Here is a 23,429-nt window from a genome sequence, read left to right on the forward strand (position 1 = left end):
GCCCGCCGCCACTGGCCGGGACCGGTTCGGCTGTGTCTGGTCGGGATCGAACCCCGGCAGGTCGAACAACGGCACGGTCATGTCTCACCTCCCACTCTCGAGCCGCATCCTACGAGCGTGGACCGACACACTGTGGGAGGCGAAGCCGTGAGCTGGTGCGGTGCCGCGCGGATCAGGCCGTTGCGACGGGCCCGGCCGCCGCGCTGTCGCCGGCCTGCGCACCCTGCCCACCAGGCGCGGGCACACCGGCCTGATGACGAGGTGTGACGAAGAACAGGGCCGCTGCCACGCCGATCAACAACACTGCCGCGGGCAGGTAGAGCGACTGACCCATGGCGGTGGCGAAGCCGTCCCGGACCGCATCGGGTAGCTGGCCGCCGGCGCTGTGGTGTTCGGTGTCGACTCCCGGGAGCAGAGTGGCCAGACGCGTCTGCATCAGCGCGCCCACCGCGGCGCTGCCGAGCACCGAACCGATCATCCGCGTGGTGTTGTACACGCCGGCGCCGGCGCCGGCCTGATGCCACGGCAGGTTGCGGGTCGCCGTGGCTGCCAACGGCGCCCAGATCCCGGCCGACGCGACGCCCATCAGACACATCGGGATGATCAGCAGCCACACCGGGGTTTCCGGACGGGCGATCATGCCTAGCCAGCCGACCGCAACGGCGTTCAGCAGCAACGCAGAGGCGATGATCGTACGTGGGTGCACCCGGTCGAGGACCCGACCGACGATCGGCGCGAGTGCACCGGTCAGCAACGCCATCGGCACCATCATCACCGCAGCCCGGGTGGGTGACATGCCACCGACGAGCTGCAGGAAGAACATCGTGGGGATCATCAGACCGGAGATCGCGAAGCCCATCGACGCGATCCCGATGTTGGCCAGGGAGAAGTTGCGGTCGGCGAAAAGCGACAGCGGCACCAACGGTTCGCCCTTGATGCGCGATTGCCACCACACGAACAGAGCCATGAGCACCACGCCGCCGATGATCAGTGACCAGATCAAGGCGTTCCAGCCGTACTTCTCGCCGTCCTGAATTCCGAAGACGAGCGCGAACATACCCGCTGCCGACAAGGCGACACCGAGCCAGTCGAATTGATGGTCGTGCGTTTCCACGTCGGGCACGAGCACAGCGGCCAACACCAGGCCGACGACGCCGACCGGCAGGTTGACGAAAAAGATCCACTCCCAGCCCAATCCGTCGGTCAGGATGCCGCCAAGCAGCGGTCCCACCAGCGTCGCGACGCCGGCGACGGTGCCCCAGACGCCCATGGCCGCACCACGCTTCTCCGGCGGGAAGATGCGGGTGATCAGCGCCATCGTCTGCGGGGTGATCAAGGCGGCGCCGACACCCTGGAGGGCTCGGGCGGCAACGAGTTCACCGATGGTGTCGGAGAATCCGCACCAGACGCTCGCGATCGTGAATACCAGCAAGCCGATCTGGTAGACGCGTTTCGGCCCGTACTTGTCGCCGAGACGGCCGGTGATCAGCAGCGGGACCGCGTAGGTGAGCAGGTAGGCGCTGGTGACCCACACGATGCCGTTCACGTCGGTGTCGAGTGCGGTCTGGATCTGCGGCTGCGCCACGGCGACGATCGTCATGTCCACGAGGATCATGAAGAAGCCGACACACAGCGCCAGCATCGCCGCCCAGGGCCGGGTGGTCAGCGGCACGGCGGGGGTTGATGGAGAGGTCATGCGTCGGCGTCCTTCTCGTGCGGTGCGGTGGAGGCGGCGACGGCCCGGAAGTCCGGGTCGTCGAGCCAGGCGATGGAGTGGTTTGTCAAACGTTCGAGCAGGCCACGGAGCCAGTCGATCTGCGCACTCAATGTCGTGATGCGACAGCCGATGTCGAGATAGAACATCTCCGCCTTGCCGCTGTCGGCGGCCTCGGCGGCGCCCACGCGCAGGTTCTCGAGTTCGGCGCACATCTGCGTCAGCCGCGTGGTGAGCAGCTCGATGACACGCGACCGCGGCAGTCCATGGGCCTCCGAGAGCGCCAGATACAACTGTGGATACTCCGTCGGATGCCCTTCGAGCAGCTGCTCGAGGCTGCGCGCCAAGGCGGCGCGGCCGGTGGCGGTGATGCGATAGATCGTCCGCTCGGGGCGATTGCCCTCCCGCTCGACGTCGTGAACCTCGATCAGCTCTTTGTCGGACAATCGGTCGACCGTGTGATAGAGCGTGCCGGGCCGGAATTTCACGAGGCGGTCTTCGCGCCGCTCGATCGTGGTCTGAAACATCTCATAGGGATGCATCGGCCGCTCGGCCACCAGCCCGAGCACGAGTACCGCCAGGGGCGGCAACATCCCGTTCGCCGACATGCGCTGATCCTCGCTCGCTATCCGAAGTCAAATATTCCAGATGGAATATACCGTTTCGACCATCTTCTGCCAACCGTCGGACGGGGTCATTACTGTGGATCACATGACCACCAACAGCCCCCGCACCGCCGCGGCCGCCCCCACCGAGGGAGCGGCGACCGAGCAGGGTGTCTATGTGACCACCGGACAGGAGTTCGTCCGGGACACGAACTACATCGACACACGGATCACCCGCGACGGCCGCGACGGTTACCCCGTCGAGGCAGGCCGCTACCGCCTGGTCGTCGCCCGGGCCTGCCCATGGGCCAACCGGACGATCATCGTGCGCCGCCTCCTCGGCCTCGAGAACGCGCTGTCGATGGGCATGTGCGGACCCACCCATGACTCGGACTCGTGGACCTTCGACCTCGACCCCGAGGGCCTCGACCCGGTGCTGCAGATCCCTCGTCTCAAGGACGCGTACGAGAAACGGTTCCCCGGTTACCCCAAGGGGATCACCGTGCCCGCGGTGGTCGACATCCCGACCGGTGCGGTGGTCACCAACGACTACCCGCAGATCACCATCGACTTCGAACTCGAATGGACCGACCACCACCGCGAAGGCGCACCGGAGCTCTATCCCGAACATCTGCGCGGTGAGATCGACGAAGTCAACCGGGGTGTGTACACCGAGGTCAACAATGGTGTCTACCGTTGCGGCTTCGCCGGGGACCAGGAGGCCTACGAGAAGGCCTACGACCGGCTGTTCGCCAAGCTCGACGAACTCTCCGAGCGCCTGGCCAACCAGCGCTACCTGGTCGGCGACACCATCACCGAGGCCGATATCAGACTGTTCACGACCCTGGCTCGCTTCGATCCCGTCTACCACGGCCACTTCAAGTGCAATCGCAGCAAGCTCGCGGAGATGCCGGTGTTGTGGGCATACGCCCGCGACCTGTTCCAGACGCCCGGATTCGGCGACACCATCGATTTCACCCAGATCAAACGCCACTACTACGTGGTGCATCGAGACATCAACCCCACCGGCATCATCCCGGTGGGTCCTGACCTCCACAACTGGCTGACTCCCCATCATCGCGAGGAACTCGGGGGTCGCCCCTTCGGCGACGGCACACCCCCCGGACCGCCACAGCCCGGCGAGGTCGTGCCCGCCGCGGACGGAGTGCCGACCGATGGCTGATCGCGACCGGACCCATGGAAGCGGGGATTCGGGCGACCAGCAGCGCCCTCCCGGCAAGGCCGTGGACGTGACGGGCGGTCTCCTCGATCGCGCGCAACGCCTGCAGGCGCCGGCAGTTGCCCGATATGTGCGTAGCCTGCGAACCGCGAATCCGGAGGAGACGCCGGCGCAGATCATCGCGCGACTCGAGAAGCTCTACCTCACCGCCGTCACCGGCTCCGGCGGCGCCGTCGGCGCGACCGCCGCCGTCCCCGGCGTGGGCACGATGACCGCACTGGGCGCGATGACCGGCGAGACCGCGTTCTTCCTCGAGGCATCGGCCCTGCTCGCGTTGTCGATCGCCGAGGTACACGGCATCCCGGTGCACGATTCCGAGCGCCGCAAAACCCTCGTCCTCGCCGTCGCGCTCGGCGAGGAGGGCGTCGTCGCGCTGGGGCGCCTCGTCGGCACCCGGGGCGGGGCCTTGCGGCGGCTGGGCGGCGCGAGCATTCCCGGCGGCGGCCTGGCGAAGCTGAACAAAACACTCGTCAACAAGGTGGCCAAGAAGTATGCGTTCAAGCGCGCGCCACTGCTGTTCGGCAAACTCCTGCCGGCCGGCATCGGCGCAATGATCGGCGGGGTCGGCAACCGCGCCCTGGGCAAACGCGTCATTGCCAACGCACGCGAGGCGTTCGGCCCACCGCCGACCACGTGGACGATCGACGGCGAGGTCGTCGCCGGTACCGGGCTTCCGCCGGGACGTCGGTGATCTCCGCGCTCCAATCCCGAGTGCGGCACGGTGACAAGGGGACGCCGCCGGCAACCGACGACGCCCCCACCCGACGCGGCTGGATCCGGCGACTCGTCGCCGAATGTGGACGCCATCGCGCGCTGGTCACCATCACACTGGCGGTGACAGCGGTGGCGGTCGCGGTCGACCTGATCGCGCCGCTACTTGCCAAGGCGGCCATCGACCACGCGACCGGCGCCGTCTCCGACGGGTTGTCGATCCGGCTCATCGTCATCGCGCTCGTCGTCTTGGCGGTGGTGCGCTACGGATGTCAGTTCGGGCGGCGCCTGACCGCGGGACGGCTGTCGGTGACCGTGCAGAACGGGCTGCGTCGCAAGTTGCTCGACACGCTGCTGCATCTCGATGGCAACGCGCAGAACCAGATCCGTACCGGCCAGATCGTCTCCCGGTCGATCTCGGATCTGCAGATCGTGCAGGGCCTGCTGGCCATGGCGCCACTCTCAATCGGGGCCGCGGTCCAGGTCGTGTTCGCCATCGGCATCATGGCTTATCTGTCACCCCTGCTCACCTGCGTCGCATTGTCGATCTTCCCGCTGGTCGCCCTGGTCGTGATGCGCACTCGCCGAAAGCTGTTCGCCGCCACCTGGTCTGCCCAGCAGGCGGCCGCCGACGTGGCACAGCATGTCGAGGAAACCGTCACCGGTGTCCGTGTGGTCAAGGGGTTCGGTCAGGAACGCCGTGCAGTCGACGAACTGGTCGGCCTGGGCACCCGCCTGTTCTCGCTGCGAATGCGGGCCGGACGGATCAACGCCCGCTTCACCCCCACAATGGCCGCCATCCCACAACTAGGCATGGTCGCCGTGATCGCGCTCGGCGGATACCTCACCATGCACGGCCACATCACGGCCGGCACCTTCCTCGCCTTCGCCACCTACATCGCCTCGATGACCGCATTGGCGCGACTACTCACCAACCTCGTGGTGAGCGCGCAACTCGCGCGCGCCGCCGTCGATCGCGTCTACGACGTGATCGACCATCCGCGCGACCCGGCCGAACACAACACCGCGACCCTGCCCGACGGGCCGATCGGGCTGCGGGTACGCGACGTCGGGTTCGCATTCGGTGACCGACAGGTCCTCGACGGGGTCGACCTGACTGTGGGGCCCGGCGAATGTGTCGCCGTGGTCGGCCGCCCCGGGTCGGGAAAGTCCACCCTCGCGGATCTGGTCGGACACTACTACCGGCCCGAGCGCGGTGCGGTCGAGCTGCTCGTCGGAGACACGGTCCACCCAATCGACGCACTGGCATCCGACGCCTTGCACGACGCGGTGTCGGTGGTCTTCGACGAACCGTTCCTGTACTCCGACACCATCGCGGCCAACATCATGCTCGGGCCCGACGGCGCCGACATCAGCCTCGCCTCCGGTGCGCCACCGAGCGCCCGACTGGTGTCGGCCGCCGAGCGCGCGGACGCGCTCGAGTTCATCGACGGCCTCACCGATGGCTTCGACACCGTCGTCGGCGAGCGGGGACTGACCCTGTCCGGCGGCCAGCGCCAGCGCGTGGCCCTGGCCCGCGCGCTCTACGCCGGGTCCCGCGTACTGGTCCTCGACGACGCGACCTCGGCGGTGGACGCCTCCACCGAGGTCCGGATCCTGCGTGGGCTGCGCGCCGAGCGCCGCACGATGCTGCTGCTGGCACACCGCCGGTCCACGCTGGCCCTGGCCGACCGGGTCGCCGTTCTCGACGGCGGGCGGATCGTCGACGTGGGGACCGTCGACGAGTTGGACGCGCGGTGCGGGTTGTTCGCCAGCCTGATGTCCTCGGCCGACCCTGAACAGGTGGTCGGCGAGACCCTCCCGGAAGTGCCTGGGGGCCCGGCGCTCGACGACCTGTGGCCACCCAGTCCCGCACCCGATCACACCATCCGACGACCGGTGACACCCACCCGAGGCCCGGGTGGCGGCGGCGCCAGGGGCGGCGGTGGCATGGGCGGCGCCCTCGGCTCGATGCCGGCGACGCCCGAACTCACCGCCGCAGTCGACGCGCTACCACCCGCCGACGAGCAGCCCACCATCGACGTGAACACTGCCCGCTCGGACAACCGGGACTTCTCCTTGGCTCAACTCCTGCGGCCGGTGCGCTGGCTGCTCGGCGCCGCAATCGTCACCATCGCGATCGACACCCTCGTCGGGTTGGCCTTTCCCTCCCTGGCGCGCACCGTCATCGACGCCGCGACGCACACCGACGAAACGACGCTGTGGTGGGCGAGCGCGGTGGGAGTGGCACTGGTGGGCGTCGGCTGGCTGGCCGCCGCCACGATGACGATCACCTCGACCCGGGCCGGCGAACGCGTCCTGTTCGGTCTGCGCGTCCGCAGCTACGCGCACTTGCAGCGGCTGGGTCTGGACTACTACGAGCGCGAACTCTCCGGTCGGATCATGACCCGGATGACCACCGATGTCGACGCACTGTCCACGTTCCTGCAGACGGGCCTGTCCACTGCGGTCGTCGCTGCGCTCACCCTGGTGGGGGTCACGGTGGCCCTGCTCATCACCGATCCGTTACTCGGTGCGCTCATCCTGCCGGTCTTTCCGGTGCTGATCGTCGCCACCGTGGTGTTCCGCCGTATCTCCTCGGTGGCTTATACCCGGTCACGGGAGTTGGTCAGCCTGGTCAACGCCGACTTTCAGGAGAACATCGCCGGTATCAAGACCACGCAGACCTATCGGCACACGCCCACCGCGACGGCACGCTTCACCCGCCGCACCGATGAGTGGCTGAGCGCCCGGATGGTCTCCCAGACCGCGATCTCGATCTACTTCCCGTTCATCACTTTCATGTCCGACCTCGCCGCCGCGGTCGCAATCGCGGTCGGCGCACACCAGATCTCCCAGGGCTCGCTGTCGGCGGGCACCCTCGTCGCGTTCGTCCTCTACCTGTCGATGCTCTTCGGGCCGGTACAACAGCTCTCCCAGGTATTCGACGGATACCAGCAGGCCGCGGTCGGCCTACGCCGTATCGGCGACCTGATCCGCACCCCGAGTTCGCTGCACCGTCGCGACAGTCACACTCCCGTACCGGCAGCGGGTTTCGACGGCCGCGTCGACTTCGCCGACGTGTCCTTCCGTTACGCCGGCGCCGATCGCGATGCGCTGACCGAGATCGACCTCACGGTCCCGTCCGGCACCTCGCTGGCGCTGGTCGGCAAGACCGGCGCGGGCAAGTCGACCATCGTCAAGTTGCTGGCCCGCTACTACGACCCCACCTCGGGTTCGGTCCGGATGGACGAGACCGACATCCGCGACCACGAACTCGAGGCCTACCGCGCCCGCATCGGAGTCGTGCCACAGGAACCACATCTGTTCACCGGCACCGTCGCCGACAACATCGCGTACGGCCGACCCGATGCCCAGCGGGCAGAGATCGCCGCGGCGGCGTCGGCGGTCGGCGCCGCGGGCATGATCGCCGAGTTGCCCGGCGCGATGAACCACCCGATTGGCGAGCGGGGGCAGGGTCTGTCGTCGGGGCAGCGCCAACTGATCGCGCTCGCGCGCGCCGAACTCGTTCACCCCGACCTGCTCCTGCTCGACGAGGCGACCGCCACCCTCGACCAGGCGACCGAGGCGCTCGTACTCGCCGCCGGCGAGGCCCTCACCCACCGCCGGACGTCGGTCATCGTCGCCCATCGCCTCGCCACGGCGGCACGGGCCGATGTCATCGCCGTGGTCGACGGGGGCCGAATCGTCGAGTGGGGAACACACCGCGAGCTACTGGCGTTGAACGGACGGTACCGCGCGTTCTGGGATGCCGGTGTCGCCCCAGACGCCGACGGTATCGCCACCGCCGGTGACATCCGCCTCAGGTGACAGGTGACATACACCTCAAGATGCTGTGTTCGGTGAGGTCAGACGCACGCCACCGACTCGGCACGCGTACCATCTGCAGGTGGTTCACCGATAGTCTTCACAAGGGACTTACGTGGTGACAAGCGACCCGACACCAGAGGGAATTGAGGCGAGTAGGCGCTGTGAGCAGTTCGATTTCGGATTTCGGACAAAACACCTGGCTGGTCGAGGAGATGTACCAGCAATACAAGAAGGACCCGAAGTCGGTCGATCCGAGTTGGCATGACTTCCTGGCCGACTACGACCCCAACTCGAACGGCTCGTCCGATACGGCGGCCACCGCTGACGCCCCCGCCACCGCAGCTCCGGCGACCTCGTCGGCCGCGAAGGCCCCGGCAACGCCGTCGGCCTCGGCAGAGTCCACCTCGAAGTCTGCGCCGGCCAAGCAGAGCAAGCAGGTGACCCTCGACCAGCAGCCGACAAAGGCTGCCGCCCGCAAGGCCGGACCCACCAAGGAATCGACGGCCACCAAGGCCGCTTCCGGCCAGAGCACCGCCAGCCGCGACGGATCGGCCCGTTCGCAGAAGGCCAAGGAGCCGGCGAAGGCCGCGGCCACAGCACCCAGCGAGGACGAGAACAAGGTCCTGCGCGGCCCGGCCGCCGCGATCGCCAAGAACATGTCGGCGTCGTTGGAGATCCCGACCGCCACCAGCGTTCGCGCCGTCCCGGCCAAGCTGATGATCGACAACCGGATCGTCATCAACAATCATCTCGCCCGTACCCGCGGCGGCAAGATCAGCTTCACCCACATCCTCGGCTACGCCATCGTCCAGGCGATCAAGGCGTTCCCGAACATGAATCGCCACTTCGCCGAGGTCGACAACAAGCCCAACGTGGTCACCCCCGCGCACACCAACCTGGGCCTGGCCATCGACCTGGTCGGCAAAGACGGCAATCGGACGCTGGTCGTCGCCGCGATCAAGAACTGCGAGACGATGGGGTTCGCGGAGTTCTACACCGCTTACCAGGACATCGTCCGACGTGCGCGTGACGGCAAACTCACCGCCGAGGACTTCTCGGGTGTGACCATCTCGCTGACCAACCCGGGCACCATCGGCACCGTGCACTCAGTACCGCGCCTGATGAAGGGGCAGGGCGCCATCGTCGGCGCCGGCGCGATGGAATATCCAGCGGAGTTCCAGGGCGCCAGCGACGAGCAGATCGCCGATCTCGGCGTCGGCAAGCTGATGACGCTGACCTCCACCTACGACCACCGCATCATCCAGGGTGCCGAGTCGGGCGACTTCCTGCGGACCATCCACCAGTTGCTGCTGGACGACGCCTTCTACGACGAGATCTTCACCGCGTTCCACATCCCCTACGAGCCGGTCCGCTGGCGCCGCGACATCCCCGCCGGACTGGTGGACAAGAGCACACGCGTTCTGGAACTCATTGCGGCATACCGTAACCGCGGGCATCTGATGGCTGACATCGATCCGCTGATGATGGACAGCGATGCACGCGCGAGTCATCCGGACCTCGATGTGCTCACCTACGGCCTCACTCTCTGGGACCTCGATCGCAGCTTCAAGGTCGGCGGTTTCCACGGCCAGGAGAAGATGAAGCTGCGCGACGTGCTGTCGATCCTGCGCGATGCGTACTGCCGCCATGTGGGTGTCGAGTACACCCACATCCTGGAGCCCGAACAGCAGCGCTGGGTGCAGGACCGGGTGGAGATCAAACACGTCAAGCCGCCGGTCGCCGAGCAGAAGTACATCCTGTCGAAGCTGAACGCCGCCGAGGCGTTCGAGACGTTCCTGCAGACCAAGTACGTCGGTCAAAAGCGCTTCTCGCTCGAGGGTGCCGAGTCGGTGATCCCGATGATGGATGCCGTGATCGACCAGGGTGCCGAACACAGTCTCAACGAGGTCGTCATCGGCATGCCCCACCGCGGCCGCCTCAACGTGCTCGCCAACATCGTCGGGAAGCCGTACTCGAAGATCTTCACCGAGTTCGAGGGCAACCTGAATCCGTCGCAGGCGCACGGATCGGGCGATGTGAAGTACCACCTCGGCGCCGAGGGCAAGTACTACCAGATGTTCGGCGACAACGAGATCAACGTCTCGCTGACCGCCAATCCGAGCCACCTCGAGGCCGTCGACCCCGTTCTCGAGGGTCTCGTCCGCGCCAAGCAGGACCTGCTCGACGACGACGATCAGTTCTCGGTGCTGCCATTGATGCTGCACGGCGACGCCGCCTTCGCCGGTCAGGGTGTGGTCGCGGAGACACTGAACATGGCGATGCTCCCGGGCTACCGTACCGGCGGCACCATCCACATCGTCGTCAACAACCAGGTCGGTTTCACCACGGCCCCGGAGCATTCCCGGTCGACCGAGTACTGCACCGACGTCGCCAAGATGATCGGCGCGCCGATCTTCCACGTCAACGGCGACGACCCGGAGGCGTGCGTGTGGGTCGCCAAACTCGCGGTCGACTACCGTCAGGCCTTCGGCAAGGACGTCGTCATCGACCTCGTCTGCTTCCGTCGCCGCGGCCACAACGAGGGCGACGACCCGTCGATGACCCAACCGGCCATGTACGACGTGATCGACACCAAGCGCGGCGTCCGCAAGAGCTACACCGAAGCCCTGATCGGTCGCGGTGACATCTCCACCAAGGAGGCCGAGGACGCTCTGCGCGATTACCAAGGTCAGCTCGAGCGGGTGTTCAACGAGGTCAAGGAACTCGAGAAGTATCACGCCGAACCGAGCCCCTCGATCCAGGCCGATCAGACCCTGCCGACCAAGCTGGTGACCGCCGTCGACAAGGAGGTCCTCGAGGCCATCGGCGACGCGTTCTTCCACACCCCCGACGGCTTCGATGCGCATCCGCGTGTGAAGCCGGTGCTGGAACGTCGCCACGAGATGTCGCGTCACGGGAAGATCGACTGGGCCTTTGCCGAGCTGCTCGCCTACGGTTCGCTCGTGTTGGAGGGCCGCACGGTCCGCTTGTCGGGTCAGGACTCCCGGCGCGGCACGTTCACCCAGCGGCACTCGGTGCTCATCGACCGCGACAGCGGCGCGGAGTACACCCCGCTCAACAACCTGAAGACCATCGCCGGCGACAGCGCCGAGGGCCGGTTCATGGTCTACGACTCGCCGCTGTCGGAGTTCGCGGTGGTCGGCTTCGAATACGGCTATTCGGTCGGCAACCCGGACGCGCTGGTGATGTGGGAAGCCCAGTTCGGCGACTTCGTCAACGGCGCGCAGTCGATCATCGACGAGTTCATCTCCTCCGGCGAGGCCAAGTGGGGACAGCTCTCCGACGTCGTCCTGATGCTGCCGCACGGGCACGAGGGCCAGGGCCCCGACCACACCTCAGGTCGTATCGAACGATTCCTTCAGCTTTGTGCCGAGGGATCGATGACTGTCGCGCTGCCGTCGACCCCGTCGAGCTATTTCCACCTGTTGCGCCGCCACGTGCTCGACGGCATCAGCCGTCCGTTGATCGTGTTCACCCCGAAGTCGATGCTGCGCAACAAGAATGCCGTCAGCCCCATCGAGGAGTTCACCGACGACAAGTTCCGCTCGGTACTCGACGACCCGAGGTTCCTCGGTGGCGCCGATCGCAGCAAGGTCAAGCGAGTGCTGCTGGTGAGCGGCAAGCTCTACTACGAACTCGCCGCGCGCCGCGACAAGGAGAAGCGCGAAGATGTCGCTGTCGTGCGCATCGAGCAGCTGTACCCGGTGCCGCACCGCCGTCTGCGCAACACCCTCGAGCAGTACCCGAACGCCGAGGACTTCCGCTGGGTCCAGGAAGAGCCGGCCAACCAGGGTCCGTGGCCGTTCCTGGGCCTGTGGCTGCCCGAGGTGCTGCCGGACGTGCTCAGCGGTCTTCGGCGCATCTCGCGTCGGGCCATGTCGGCACCGTCGTCGGGCTCGAGCAAGGTGCACGCCGTGGAGCAGCAGGAGATCCTCGACGAGTGCTTCTCCTGATGTGACGGCCTCCTGACCGCACCTCGCGGCGGTTAACCGAACGGCAGCCACCCCACTTCCGCAACGAAGTGGGGTGGCTGCGCCTTCGCCGACAGAACCCTGTTTCACGCCGACAGAACCCCAAATTCCGCCGACAGAACCCACAATTGCGGCGACGGAATCGCTCGCCGAGGCTGGTGGTCAGAAGTACCCGCCACGCACACGCAGAGCCTTCTCGATCTCCATGACGATTCCCCACTGATCGGTGCGCATCCGTTCAGCATTGATACGTATGACAATCCATCCGAGTGCCCTCAGCTTGGCGTCACGGGCCTCATCATGGGCCTTCTGTGCAGGCGTCGAGTGAAAGTCCTCACCGTCGTACTCGATCGCTATCTTGAGTTGCTCGTAGGCGAGGTCGATCCGCGCGAAGACGTGCCCATCAACCGGATCGACCACCTCGACCTGCAGATCCGGTGTCGGAAGATCGGCTCGGAACACCAGGAGTCGGAGCCAGCTCTCGGGCGGTGATTCCGATCTGCCGTCGATCATCGGAATCAGCGCACGCAGTTGGCGGATACCGCGGCGCGCTGGGAACTGCTTGACGTAGGCGGCCAGGTCCTCGGGGCAGAAGCCGGTCGCTGATGCGAGGTCGTCGAGATGACCGAGCGCGCGCCATTCCGGCGGTACCCGACCAATGTCGAGGGCAGTTCGTAACACCGACGTCACCCTCACACCATCGATGTCCACGACATCATCGGGCTCGAGGTCTGTGCGATGAACCGCCCGTCCGCGCCCTCGCTTGTTGCCGGCGTCAGGAGCGCGGATCAGCTCGACCGTGAAATCCCCGTCATGCCATGTGCCGCCGTGCATGACTTTCGCAGCGATCCCACCGACGACCACGTCGTCGGGCGCAGTCCGTGCAGTCGCGATGATCCTCTCACGGGGCGCGAGAACAGCCGATCGTTCGACGTAGCTGTCACCATGCAACCGTGTGAACGCGACAGCGAACTGCTCCGCCGACATTTCAGTGGACGCCACGGCCTTCTTGCGTCGGACAAGGTACTTGTCGCCATTCGGTGAATTGCGTGCCATGAGGACATTGCAGGGCACCGGCGCTTCCACAACGACATCAATCGTGCGCCTGGGGACAATTCACGCCGTTATCCACAGCCTGCGGTAGGGCCGAGGGTTCAGTCGGCGCGAATCCGGGTTCTGTCGGCGAGATTTGGGGTTCTGCCGGCGATCAGGGGTGCTGGACGACCGAGGCCAACGCCGGGAGCGACGCGGTGATGACGCCCAGCAGTTCGTCACGCGTGACCACCGGCTCGGTGAGCCAGCTGATGGTGGTCTCCTCCACGAATGAGATCCAGCCCTGCACAGTCATCTCCACCACCGGTGTGACGTCGATGCCCAGGGCGGGCGCGTGGTCGAGAATGCGCGCCGACATCACCGCGCGAGTTCCGTCGAACACTTCGCGCATGGCAGGGTCCGCGCTCGACGACCCACGCATGAAAGCCATATACGCCTCGCGATTGGTGCTGACGTAGTCGATGAACGCCGACATCGAGCCCGACAGCATCGCCAGCGGATCACCGAGGGACTCATCGGGCGCGGTGCACTCGAGCATCTCGTCGGCCTGCGCCCGAGCGATCGCGACGTGGAACTCCTGTTTGGAGGCGAAATAGTGGAACAGCAGTGCGCGGGAGACGCCTGCGGCCTCGGCGATGGCGTCGATCGACACCAGTTCCAGCGGACGATCGCGCACCATCTGCAGGCCGAGATCGATGAACTGGTCGCGCCGTGCTTCCGGACTCATCCGGGTCCGTTTCGCCGTCTCGGCGGGACGTTGTGTCGCAGAACCTCGGGTCACCGTCACAGCTTACGTGTCCTCTCCCGCGTTCGTTTCCGCGCATTCGTGCTGGTCCACTCCACCGTAGGCCGCTATTGATCATAGTTCAACAAACTATTGACGCTCATTCAGTAGAACGCTACGGTGAGACCATGACAATGATCGATGTACAGATCGCCATCGTCGGGGCAGGCTTCTCCGGCCTGGGCGCAGCCATCAAGCTCAAGCAGAACGGTGTCGACGATTTCGTGATCCTGGATCGCGGGGCCGACTTCGGCGGCACCTGGCGCGACAACACCTACCCGGGGGCCGCTTGCGACGTCCCGTCGCAGCTCTACTCCTACTCATTCGCGCACAACCCCCGATGGTCGCGCTCGTACTCACATCAACCGGAGATCCACCGGTACATCAACGGTGTCGCCGATGAACACGGAGTGCGCGGCCACACCCGCTTCGGTACCGAGGTCGAGCGCGCCGAATGGCATGAGGACCAGCAACGCTGGATTCTCGACGTCGTCCGCGAGGGGCAGAACGAGCAGGTGCGCGCTGAGATCATGGTCGGCGCGGTCGGCCCGCTGTGCGAGCCCAACCTGCCCGACATCGACGGATTCGACGACTTCGACGGCAAGATCGTGCACTCGGCTCGGTGGGACAACGATTACGACTTCACCGGTAAGCGAGTGGCGGTGATCGGCACCGGCGCGTCGGCGATCCAGCTCGTGCCCGAACTGGCCAAGGTCGCCGGCCGCCTCGACGTCTACCAGCGCACCGCACCGTGGATCGTGCCGCGGACGGAACGTCCGTACACCGCAGCAGAGCACTGGGCGTTCGAGAACGTGCCGGGGTTCCAGACGGCGATGCGCGGCGTCGTCTACGCGGCCAACGAGGTCACCGCGTTCGGACTCACCTACTCCCCCAAGTCACTCAAACCGGTCGAGCTCATCTGCCGCGCCAACATCGCCCGGTCCATCCGCGACCGCGAGCTCAAGCGAAAAGTGACCCCCACCTTCCAGGTCGGCTGCAAGCGGATTCTGCGTTCCAACGACTGGTACCCGGCGATCGCCCGATCCAACGTCGACCTGGTCACCGATCCGATCGCGGGCGTCACCGAGTCGGGCATCCGCACCGCCGACGGACGTGTGCGCGACGTCGACGTCATCGTGGTGGCCACCGGGTTCCACGTCACCGACTCCCCGGTGTTCGGCAAGATCATCGGCACCGACGGCAGCAGCCTGGCCGGGGTCTGGGACGAGATCGGCATGCAGGGCTACAAGGGCTCGTTCGTCAACGGGTTCCCCAACATGATGCTGATGATCGGCCCGTCCACGGGTCTGGGCCACACCTCGATGGTGTACATGATCGAGTCGCAGCTGAACTACTTGGTCGACTACGTGAAAACGGTTCGCCAGCAGGGCATCACACGCACAGACGTGAAGTTCGACGCTCAGCGCGCCTATAACGCGGAGATCCAGCACAGCCTGCGCAACAGTGTGTGGGTCAACGGCGGATGTGCGTCCTGGTACAAGGATCACCACGGCAACATCACCACGCTGTGGCCCGGCTTCACGTTCAACTTCCGACGAGTCACCAAGCGTTTCGACATCGCCGCCTACGATGTGGAGCGCACTCGCAACGCCCCGGCAACCACAGACACCACCGACAAGCGGCCGGCCTCGGTCACCGCCTGAATGCCGTCGAAGGAGACACACCATGAAGGACTTTCGTGACAAGGTCGTCGTCATCACCGGCGCCGGTTCGGGAATGGGCCGCGACCTCGCGGTGAAGCTGGGCCGGATGGGCGCCAAACTCGCCATCTCCGACCTCAACCCGGAAGGCCTGGCGGTCACCGAGAAGCTGGTCGCCGAGACGGGGGCACCCGTGCACGCGCAATTGCTCAACGTCGCCGAGCGGGAGGCCGTGCTGGAGTACGCGGACACCGTGGTGGCCCATTACGGCATCGTCAACGTCATCTTCAACAATGCCGGCATCGCCCATCACGGGGAGATCGAGCGCACCGAGTTCAAGGACATCGAGCGGGTGATGGACGTCGACTACTGGGGAGTCGTCAACGGCACCAAGGCTTTCCTGCCACACATCATCGCGTCCGGAGACGGCCACATCGTCAACACCTCGTCGCTGTTCGGGCTACTGTCCGAACCCGGGCAGGCCGCCTACAACTCGGCGAAGTTCGCAGTCCGCGGCTTCACCGAGGCCCTCAACCAAGAGATGATCGTCGCCAAGCACCCGGTGAAGGTCACCTGCGTGCACCCCGGCGGTATCAAGACCGCGATCGCGCGCAACGCCACCACGTCCGGTGAGCACAACCAGAAGTCCACTGCCGAGTTCTTCGACCGCTACCTCGCCCGGATGACGTCGGCCGACGCCGCCGACGTCATCATCAACGGCGTCCGCCGCAACCGCGCCCGCGTGCTCGTCGGTACCGACGCCAAACTGCTCGACCTCTGGGTCCGCGTCGTCGCCTCGGGCTATCAGGGCGTCGTCGCCCGGATCGCCGGCTGGGCGTTGTCCAAGGCCCGCTGACCAGGCGGTTGGCCGGACCGGTTCACAGACCGTGTTCGGCCAACCACTCGCCCGCGAGTTCGGCCGGGTCTGCGCCGGTGTCCACGGCGCGAGCCAGCGTTGCCAGATCCGCCGTGGTCATCTCGCCGGCGACCACATTCATCGTCTTGACCTCGTCGAGGGTGAGAGCCGCGCTGCGATAGACCGGCACCAGTTCCTCGGGTCGCGGCCCAACGTCGACGACGGCCGTCGCCGACGGCGCGGCCGAGGCTGTCGCCGATGCGGTGGCGTCGGGCACCGACACCCGCAGCGCACGAATGTCACCGACCGACCCCTCCGCGTCGTCACCCGCGACGTCGAGCGGGGTCAGGACGCCGACCGCCTGCCCCGAGGCGATCCGGTCGGCGGCCGCAGACACCGAGTCCACCGATTCCACCGGACCGAAGCGACATCCGGCCGCAGCGAACGCCGCCACCACACCCTGCTGTGGCGCACCGATCATCACCACCGGCAGGTCGGCGGGCAGCCGGCCGCAGTCGGCGAGGTCGCTCACCTGCCCGTCGTCGGCCGTCGAAGCAGCGACGAAGACCTGCGGTGTGGCGGTCACCATCGTCGCGTCACCCACCGACACCCCCTGCGGGAGTGACCGGTTGAGATCGGTGTAGACCTCCTCGGCGGTTCGTGGCTCGAGCTGCGGCGCGAGCCGGCTGAGCAGGTTTCCGCTGAATGCCGGGAACAGGTCGACGTCGAGTGTGTCCATCTCGTCGAGGAGTTGCCGGTAGTCACCGGTGTGTATTTCTGTCGACACCGGGCTACCCGCATGTCGGAGTGCGCCGGCATAGACCTGGGCCATCACGATCATCGCCGATGAGTCCGGTGCGCCCAACGTCACCTCTCGGCCCGGCGAGGTGTCCTCAGAGCACGCCAGGAGGGTCGCCGCGAGGGCACAGATCGTCAAAACAGCCGTCAGTGCGCGCTTCATCACGCGCCCCACGTTAGCCGCCCGCGGCGACGAACCCAGCGACGGAGTCGGCGATCAATTGGACCGCGATGGCGGCGAGCAACAGACCCGCGATCTTCGCCAACAACGTGATACCGCCGATGCCGAGCAGGCGGATCAGGATCGTCGAATAGCGCAGCACGATCATGACGATCAAGTGGACGCTGATGATGGCCGCGGCGATCGCCACATAGCCCCCGGCGTTACCCGCTTCGGCGCTCACCGCCACGATCACCGCTGCGATGGCGCCCGGTCCGGCCAGCAGCGGGGTCCCCAGTGGCACCAATGCCACGTTGACATCGTCGCTGGCCTCGGGTTTGCCCGCAGAGCCCAGTCCGGTCAGCAACTGCAGCGCCACCAGCAGCAACAGCAGCCCGCCCGCACCCTGCAGGGACGGGATCCCGATGTGCAGATAGTTCAGGATCGCCTTGCCACCGATCGCGAACACACTGATCACCAGCAGACTGACCAGCGGAGCCTGCCAGGCGGCGCGGCGCCGGTACTCCGCCGATCGGTGGCCCACCAGGCTGAGGAACACCGGTACCTGGCCGGGCGGATCCATGATCACGATCAGCGTGATCAAAGTGGTGGTGTAGACGGTCACGTCGAAGGGCACGCGGTGATCCTACGAGTAGCATCCACCTCGTGCCCTCGATGCCGCATCTGCGGCCCGGCGGATTCGTCACGCCGCGCCGCGACAAGCGTCCGCTGCCGCGTATCCCGGTGCCCGCGGCCCGCGCGGTGGTCGACTGTGCCGTCTACGTGAACGGCGATCGCCGCCCCGGGCGGGTGTCCTACCGCGAAGCGCTGCACGAGGTGCGCGCGAGTGGCGAGGGGTACGTCTGGCTCGGCCTGCATTCCCCCGACGACGAACAGATGCAGGACGTCGGGCGGGTCTTCGGGCTGCACGAGTTGGTGGTGGAAGACGCCGTCAACGCCCACCAGCGACCGAAGCTCGAGGTGTACGACGACACCCAGTTCCTGGTGTTGCGCACGGTGAAGTACGTGGAGCACGAGTCGATGGACAAGGCCAGTGAGGTCGTCGAGACCGGCGAGATCATGATCTTCGTCGGTCCGGATTTCGTCATCACCGTCCGCCACGGCGATCACACGCACCTGTCCGGATTGCGTCGGCGGCTGGAGGCCCGGCCCACACGACTGGAGTTGGGACCGACCGCGGTGCTGCACGCGATCTCCGACCTCGTCGTGGACAGCTATCTCGCGGTCACCGATCGGATGGAAACCGACATCGTCGCCATCGAGAGCTCGGTGTTCGGGACCCAGCGCTCCCTCAACATCGACCCCGTCTACCTGCTCAAACGCGAGGTTCTGGAGTTGCGACGCGCAGTGACCCCGCTGACCGGGCCGTTGGCCCGGCTCACCGCCGACAATCCGATGGTGCCAAAGGAGATCAGGCGGCACTTCCGTGACGTCGCCGACCATCTCACCACTGTCATCGACCGGGTCGTGGAGTACGACGAGGTTCTCACCTCGTTGCTCGGTGCCGCGGCGGCGAAGGTGGGCATCCAGCAGAACACCGACATGCGCAAGATCTCGTCGTGGGTCGCGATCGCGGCCGTGCCGACCCTGGTGGCCGGGATCTATGGCATGAACTTCGAGTACATGCCAGAACTCGACGAACGCTGGGGTTATCCGACGGTGATCGTCGGACTGCTCGTCGCGTGCTCCGCGCTGTGGGTGATTTTGCGCCGACACCACTGGCTGTAGCGCCGGACGCCGACCGGCGTTTTCCTCCTAGGACCGCTCAGAGCTTCGCGGCGGCTCGCTCCGGCGACATCACGTCGATTCCGGCTTCACGCCAGGCCTCACGCAGGGCGTCGGCGCCCTTGAGCCGTACCCATGCGGCCTCGTTCGCGGTGATCGGCACGGCACGCAGGAATCGAACCGGATCCATCGGCTCCGGTAACACCAGGTCGCCGAGGTCATCGGGTTCGAGGAGCAGCGCCGTCGGTGCCGCCCCGTCCCAGACCGGTTCGGACAGGTCGACGAGGGCATCAGGGGCCAGGATGAGGCCTTCGACGGCCGGCGCCGCGGCCACCGTCGCCATCCGCTTGTGCAGGCCGGGCAACGGGGTCGACGCGTGCAATCGCACCACGACCTCGGCGCGTGGCCCCGTGACGGGGTCGGCGTGGAGATCGCTGGGTTCGCTCATCGGGTGCCGGGCGCAACCGAGGGTCACGTAGACGACATCGTCGCCGCCGGCGAACCGCAGTACCTCGATCGGCTCCACTCCCAGGAAGGTGACCGAGGCACGTTGCGGTTGCGTGGACATACGCTCGCCGAGGAACTCACTGATCCGGTCGGTGACTGCATCGCTCACGGCTCCAACCGTAGTCGCCGCGCTGACCGGCCCCGTAACCTGACAGGCGTGGTTCGTGTGCTGGCGGTGGCCGACGAGGTCGTGGAGTCGCTGACCTTCGGTATGGGTATCGAAGGTCGGCCCGACGTCATCCTCGGTGCCGGCGACCTTCCGTTCGAATACCTGGAGGTGCTCGCCACGCTCTGCGACGCGCCGTGCGTCTTCGTACCCGGCAATCACGATCGGGATCTGTCGGGCTACCGGCAGGCACGCGCAGGCTGGGTCCGTGCCGGGTTACCGGCCGCCGAACCCGGGCCACGTGGCGCGATCAACGTCGACGGCCGCACCACGACCGTCGCCGGTCTGCGGATCAGCGGGCTCGGCGGCTGTCGGCGTTACAACAGCGGCCCCAACCAATACACCGATGTCCATCAGCGGCTGCGCTCCTGGCGGTTGACCTGCTCGCGGCCGACGCCCGACATTCTGTTGACCCACAGCCCGGCACGTGGGGTCGGGGACGGCGACGACGCCCCGCATCGCGGATTCGACTGTTATCACGGCCTCGTGCGGTCGTTGCGCCCCACCCTGTTGGTGCACGGGCATGTGCATCCGTACGGAATGCGGCCGGCCGACAAGATGATCGGCGACGACACGATCTCCATGAATGTCGTGGGCTACTGCGAGTTCGACATCGAGCCGGGCAGCCGGGAATTCCAGGTCGTGAGGCGACGACATGGCTCGTGACACCGGTTTTCCCGACGCCGACGCCGAGAACGACTTCACCCGCATGCGCAGGCATGCCGAGATGTCGCGGCTGATGGCGTGGTTCACGCGCCAACCGGCCGACGTCAACACCGTGTTGCCGTTCGACGAGGTCGTCGCCGCACTCGGCCGCGTGGGCGAGACGGCGTTGGGCCTACAACAGGTCGAGGTCAGCACGATCGTCGGAAGCGTGGACCGTACCAGGGATTTCGATCGGTACTTCCGACCCACGTCGTCCCGGATCCGGGAGCGTTGGCAGCGACTGGCCGCGGCGCAGCGCCGTGGCGAATCGGTGCCGCCGGTGCAGTTGTACCGGGTGGGGTCGATGCACTTCGTCCTCGACGGCCATCACCGTGTGTCCATCGCCATCGCGCGGCACTTCCGCACCATCGACGCGTATGTGACCGAGATCCACACCCGCATCTCCGCCGACGGCATCAACGTCACCTCGGACCTACTGCTCAAGGATCATCGGCGGCTGTTCCTGTCGCGGGTTCCACTGCCCAGCGCGCAGGCCGAGGCGATCAGGCTCGCCGACCCGTTCGACTATGCAGAACTCGCGGAGAACGTGGAGGCGTGGGGGTTTCGCCTCAGCCAGGAACTCGGCGAGTATCTCGGGCGAGCCGAGGTGGCCCGCCGCTGGTTCGGCGAGGAGTTCCTACCGGTGGTGCGGATGGCGCGCCGAGCCGAGATCCGCACCGACCTCGAGAGCGACGCGGAACTGTACATGTGGCTCGCGTGCGAACGGTATCGCCTGGTGCGCAAGCACATCTGGGATGACGAGATCATCCGCAAGCTGCACGAACAGGGGCATCGTCGGCGCCGGTGAACGCCCTTCGTGACGCCGCACGCTCGCTCCTCACCGACCAGGGGAAGCTACCTGCTGAGCGGTCAGAGTGACTCCCCCTCAGGCGAGACGCAGGTTCGCGCCGGAGGACTGGTCGAATACCGCGACACGCGAGGTGTCGTAATAGAGTTCGGCGTTGCTGCCGCGACTGATCGACGACTCCGGGGACACCCGCGCGATCATTTGCCCGCCACCGATGTCCACACCGCCCGCGTCGGCGGACAACTCGCTGAGCGCGTCACTCGTCGCGTGCGGGGTGTCCACCGAGAAGTAGACGTAGTTGTCCGACCCCATGTTCTCGATGACATCCACGGATGCAGTGAAGGTCGCGCCCTTCTCCCGCACCGAGGTCTCGACGAGTGCGGCATCCTCGAGATGCTCGGGCCGGATGCCGATGAGTACCTCGCCATTGCTCTGCGCGCGTTGGGCATTGGCGACCACCTGTTGGTGATCGGGAACGGAGATCGAGCCGATCGGCGTTTCGATGGAGTCGGAACCGAGCCGCCCGGGCAGGAAGTTCATCGCGGGAGAGCCGATGAATCCAGCGACGAACAGGTTGGCCGGCTCGTTGTAGAGTTCCTGCGGGGTACCGATCTGCTGCACGTATCCGCCGCGCAACACCACCACCCGATCGCCGAGAGTCATCGCCTCGGTCTGGTCGTGGGTGACATAGACGGTCGTGGTGTTCAGCCGGTTCTGCAGTCGCGCGATCTCGGTACGCATCTGCACGCGCAGCTTGGCATCGAGGTTCGACAACGGCTCGTCCATCAGGAACGCCTTGGGCGAGCGGACGATCGCACGGCCCATCGCCACGCGCTGACGCTGCCCACCGGAGAGGTTGGCGGGCTTGCGGTCGAGATACGGTCCGAGGTCGAGGATCTTGGCGGCCTCATCGACCTTGGCGGCGATCTCGGACTTGTTCATCTTCGCCAACGTCAGCGGGAAGGCGATGTTCTCCCGTACCGACATGTGCGGGTAGAGCGCATAGCTCTGAAAGACCATCGCGATGTCGCGGTCCTTGGGCGCGCGCTCGTTGACCCGCTCCCCGCCGATCCGCAGCTCGCCGGACGTGATGTCCTCGAGTCCTGCGATCATGTTCAGCGTGGTCGACTTTCCACATCCGGACGGCCCGACCAGAATGATGAACTCGCCGTCGGCGATGTCGATGTCGACCCCGTGGACCGCCGTCGACCCGTCGGGGTACTGCTTGGTTACCTTGCTCAGGGTGATCTCGGCCACGGGTTATCCCTTCACGGCGCCGGAGGTCAGGCCGGCAACGATTCGACGTTGGAAGAAGAGGACGAAGATGATGATCGGAATCGTGATGACCACGGCGGCCGCAGCGATCGACCCGGTCGGTTCCTCGAACTGTGAGTCGCCGGTGAAGTTCGCAATCGCCACCGGCGCGGTGATGGCCCGCTCGGTGGAGGTCAACGACAGCGCCAGCAGCAGGTCATTCCAGGCGAAGATGAACACCAGGATGGCGGCGGTCACGACACCCGGTGCGGCCAGCGGAGCGATCACCTTACGGAACGCCTGCCACGGCGTGGCTCCGTCCATCTTCGCCGCTTTCTCCAGCTCCCAGGGGATCTCTCGGAAGAACGCCGACAGCGTGTAGATCGCCAGCGGGAGCGCGAAGGTGATGTACGGCAGGATCAGGCCGGGCCAGGTGTCGAACAGGCCGATACTGCGCTCGATGTTGAACAACGGGGTCACCAGCGAGATCTGCGGGAACATGGCGATGAGGAGGGCGGCACCGATGAGTAGGCGCTTACCCGGGAAGTCCAGCCGGGCAACGGCATAGGCGGCCATCGTGCCGAGGATCACCGCGATCAGCGTGGTGATCAGCCCGATACCGATGGAGTTGCGCAGCGCACTGGTGAACGCGCTGGTCTCGAAGATTCCCTTGTAGTTGTCCCAGGTCCACTGCTGCGGGATGAAGTTGCCGTCCTTGATACTGCCCGGCGGCTTGAAGGACAGGCTGATGATCCAGAGCAGCGGGATGACGGCGTACAGCACCACCAGAACGTTGGCGACGGTCCACCAGACCCGATTGGACACACTCTGCGACATG

The 23,429-nt window shown here is 66.3% G+C and carries 18 protein-coding genes; 9 read left to right on the forward strand and 9 right to left on the reverse strand.

Annotated features, from left to right (window positions below):
• Positions 1–172: 172 nt before the first annotated feature.
• The gene (locus L1892_RS11955; RefSeq protein WP_235723814.1) at positions 173–1,696 is read right to left on the reverse strand and encodes an MFS transporter; all 1,524 of its coding nucleotides are present in this window, start codon (positions 1,694–1,696) and stop codon (positions 173–175) included.
• A complete protein-coding gene (locus L1892_RS11960) occupies positions 1,693–2,322 on the reverse strand; it encodes a PadR family transcriptional regulator (RefSeq protein WP_235723815.1) in 630 nt (209 codons plus the stop codon). The genes L1892_RS11955 and L1892_RS11960 overlap by 4 nt, the downstream gene beginning before the upstream one ends.
• Positions 2,323–2,425: 103 nt before the next feature.
• Here L1892_RS11960 and L1892_RS11965 point away from each other — a divergent pair, with 103 nt between their 5' ends.
• The 4 genes from L1892_RS11965 (at position 2,426) to L1892_RS11980 (ending at position 12,075) form a co-directional block, all read left to right on the forward strand.
• Entirely contained in the window at positions 2,426–3,502 is a 1,077-nt protein-coding gene (locus L1892_RS11965) for a glutathione S-transferase family protein (protein WP_235723816.1), read from the forward strand.
• Positions 3,495–4,250 carry a hypothetical protein gene (locus L1892_RS11970; RefSeq protein ID WP_235723817.1) on the forward strand — a complete coding sequence of 252 codons (756 nt, stop codon included), beginning with the start codon at positions 3,495–3,497 and terminating at the stop codon, positions 4,248–4,250. The genes L1892_RS11965 and L1892_RS11970 overlap by 8 nt, the downstream gene beginning before the upstream one ends.
• Positions 4,251–4,270: 20 nt before the next feature.
• On the forward strand, positions 4,271–8,101 hold the full coding sequence (locus tag L1892_RS11975; RefSeq protein ID WP_235723892.1) for an ABC transporter ATP-binding protein: 3,831 nt from the start codon (positions 4,271–4,273) through the stop codon (positions 8,099–8,101).
• Positions 8,102–8,262: 161 nt separating this feature from the next.
• The gene (locus L1892_RS11980; protein ID WP_235723818.1) at positions 8,263–12,075 is read left to right on the forward strand and encodes a multifunctional oxoglutarate decarboxylase/oxoglutarate dehydrogenase thiamine pyrophosphate-binding subunit/dihydrolipoyllysine-residue succinyltransferase subunit; all 3,813 of its coding nucleotides are present in this window, start codon (positions 8,263–8,265) and stop codon (positions 12,073–12,075) included.
• Between the two features lie 180 nt (positions 12,076–12,255).
• Here L1892_RS11980 and L1892_RS11985 read toward each other — a convergent pair whose 3' ends face one another.
• Both L1892_RS11985 and L1892_RS11990 read right to left on the reverse strand, forming a co-directional pair.
• Positions 12,256–13,149, reverse strand: coding sequence for an endonuclease domain-containing protein (locus tag L1892_RS11985; RefSeq protein ID WP_235723819.1), 894 nt, complete (start codon positions 13,147–13,149; stop codon positions 12,256–12,258).
• Positions 13,150–13,300: 151 nt separating this feature from the next.
• Positions 13,301–13,873, reverse strand: coding sequence for a TetR/AcrR family transcriptional regulator (locus L1892_RS11990; RefSeq protein ID WP_235723893.1), 573 nt, complete (start codon positions 13,871–13,873; stop codon positions 13,301–13,303).
• 185 nt (positions 13,874–14,058) lie between these two features.
• Here L1892_RS11990 and L1892_RS11995 point away from each other — a divergent pair, with 185 nt between their 5' ends.
• Together L1892_RS11995 and L1892_RS12000 are read left to right on the forward strand one after the other, a co-directional pair.
• A complete protein-coding gene (locus tag L1892_RS11995) occupies positions 14,059–15,594 on the forward strand; it encodes a flavin-containing monooxygenase (protein WP_235723820.1) in 1,536 nt (511 codons plus the stop codon).
• 22 nt (positions 15,595–15,616) lie between these two features.
• Complete coding sequence (locus L1892_RS12000; protein ID WP_235723821.1) at positions 15,617–16,447, forward strand: SDR family NAD(P)-dependent oxidoreductase; 831 nt, start codon at positions 15,617–15,619, stop codon at positions 16,445–16,447.
• A 22-nt stretch (positions 16,448–16,469) separates the two neighbouring features.
• Here the strand turns inward: L1892_RS12000 and L1892_RS12005 are convergent, their stop codons facing one another.
• Complete coding sequence (locus L1892_RS12005; RefSeq protein WP_235723894.1) at positions 16,470–17,408, reverse strand: glycine betaine ABC transporter substrate-binding protein; 939 nt, start codon at positions 17,406–17,408, stop codon at positions 16,470–16,472.
• A gap of 13 nt (positions 17,409–17,421) precedes the next feature.
• Positions 17,422–18,042, reverse strand: a complete 621-nt coding sequence (locus L1892_RS12010; protein WP_235723822.1) for a MarC family protein — start codon at positions 18,040–18,042, stop codon at positions 17,422–17,424.
• 38 nt (positions 18,043–18,080) lie between these two features.
• Here L1892_RS12010 and L1892_RS12015 point away from each other — a divergent pair, with 38 nt between their 5' ends.
• A complete protein-coding gene (locus tag L1892_RS12015) occupies positions 18,081–19,154 on the forward strand; it encodes a magnesium and cobalt transport protein CorA (protein WP_235723895.1) in 1,074 nt (357 codons plus the stop codon).
• A 37-nt stretch (positions 19,155–19,191) separates the two neighbouring features.
• Here the strand turns inward: L1892_RS12015 and L1892_RS12020 are convergent, their stop codons facing one another.
• Positions 19,192–19,767 carry a suppressor of fused domain protein gene (locus L1892_RS12020; RefSeq protein WP_235723823.1) on the reverse strand — a complete coding sequence of 192 codons (576 nt, stop codon included), beginning with the start codon at positions 19,765–19,767 and terminating at the stop codon, positions 19,192–19,194.
• Between the two features lie 48 nt (positions 19,768–19,815).
• Between L1892_RS12020 and L1892_RS12025 the strand changes: the two genes are divergently transcribed.
• Both L1892_RS12025 and L1892_RS12030 read left to right on the forward strand, forming a co-directional pair.
• Positions 19,816–20,490 (forward strand): metallophosphoesterase family protein, encoded by a 675-nt coding sequence (locus tag L1892_RS12025; protein WP_235723824.1) that lies wholly within the window; start codon positions 19,816–19,818, stop codon positions 20,488–20,490.
• Complete coding sequence (locus L1892_RS12030; RefSeq protein ID WP_235723825.1) at positions 20,480–21,337, forward strand: chromosome partitioning protein ParB; 858 nt, start codon at positions 20,480–20,482, stop codon at positions 21,335–21,337. The genes L1892_RS12025 and L1892_RS12030 overlap by 11 nt, the downstream gene beginning before the upstream one ends.
• A gap of 78 nt (positions 21,338–21,415) precedes the next feature.
• On the opposite strand, the gene L1892_RS12035 is transcribed toward L1892_RS12030, so the two are convergent.
• Positions 21,416–22,594, reverse strand: a complete 1,179-nt coding sequence (locus L1892_RS12035) for an ABC transporter ATP-binding protein (protein WP_235723826.1) — start codon at positions 22,592–22,594, stop codon at positions 21,416–21,418.
• 3 nt (positions 22,595–22,597) lie between these two features.
• On the reverse strand, positions 22,598–23,428 hold the full coding sequence (locus L1892_RS12040) for a carbohydrate ABC transporter permease (protein ID WP_235723827.1): 831 nt from the start codon (positions 23,426–23,428) through the stop codon (positions 22,598–22,600).
• Between the last annotated feature and the right edge of the window lies 1 nt (position 23,429).

The organism is Gordonia tangerina, from assembly GCF_021556435.1.
Lineage (GTDB): Bacteria > Actinomycetota > Actinomycetes > Mycobacteriales > Mycobacteriaceae > Gordonia > Gordonia tangerina.